The organism is Candidatus Parvarchaeota archaeon (genome assembly GCA_016866895.1).
In the GTDB taxonomy this organism is placed as follows: Archaea; Micrarchaeota; Micrarchaeia; order Anstonellales; family VGKX01; genus VGKX01.
In genome coordinates, this window is sequence record VGKX01000243.1 from 1 (window position 1) to 1085 (window position 1085).

The 1085-nt window shown below is 46.7% G+C and carries 1 protein-coding gene; it reads right to left on the reverse strand.

Annotation, left to right across the window (positions count from 1 at the left end; all coding sequences use genetic code 11):
- A partial coding sequence (locus FJZ26_06265; GenBank protein ID MBM3230010.1) for a hypothetical protein occupies window positions 1-1084 on the reverse strand: 1084 nt, incomplete at its 3' end.
- Window position 1085: the final 1 nt, after the last annotated feature.

The window sequence follows — 1085 nt, forward strand, 5'->3', positions numbered from 1 at the left end:
TGTCCTGCGGCTTTAGCTCGAGTATCTGGTTCGGCTCTGTTATTTCCCTGCCATGAATGTCATGTGCATATCCAAGCTCCTTCAGCCTTTCTACTGAAACTCCTATTTCCTTTGGCTTGAAATGGGTCATAGGCAGCTCAGTCATGTCGTAGCGGGTCGTTCCGTCCTTATTTACAAACAGGTCATATTTTGCCCTTAGAAGCCCTTTTGCAATGTGCTCTGGAATGTGGTCTCGGTTAGATGTGCCCCTGACTCCCTTGACAACATCCGGCCACGCCTTCATTTTCAGCATTTCTGCCGCTGATGTGAAATAATCAGCAATCCTGATTTTTTTTGTTCTGAACGACAATGCAGGACCATGCTTCAGGCAGACCTGCTCCCGAATATAACCGCAGACGCTGCAATTGTAGACCTTTGTTGTGCTGCCGCTGCATTTTTCGCAGACAGCAAGGATTGTTTCAGTATTGCAGTTGCTGCACGCATAGATTGGAAATGCGCTTGAAACCTCGCCGGTTTCCATTGCGGACTGAAAGCTCCTGAGCCTTCCACCAGCATCGCCAATCGGAAAAAGGCAATGAGGGCTTGTTGAAAGCCTTCTCATCTTAGACTTTTCAGGCCGCCCCATTCTCGCTCCTATAAAAGTGCCTGACTTGTCCATGATTTTAATGCCTGAAAACGAATTTATCAGGCTGAGCACTACCTTGTCATGCACCTGCGCATCATGCAAATCCCTGTCATGCATTTTTTCATCTTTGTTGTGCTCAGCTAATTTTTGCTCAGCTGTATTGCTTATCTGCTCATGCCTTGCTATAAACTCCTGCTTGGTTGTTGCGCCAAAAGTCTCAAAGATTGCAACTGCTGTGTCTTTGCCATAGACTACAAACTCATTCCCTGTGACAAGGCATGGAATCCCGATAAGGTCTCCGTGCCTTTTTGCATCATGCAGAGGTAGAATGATTTTTATCAGCTCGCCATTTTCCTCTATTATCTTCATGCTGCAGAGCCATTCGGCAAATTCAGCAAATTGCACAAGGTCGAGCAGGCCCCAATGATAGGTGTAGACTGGATGAAAGGGTACATCCAGC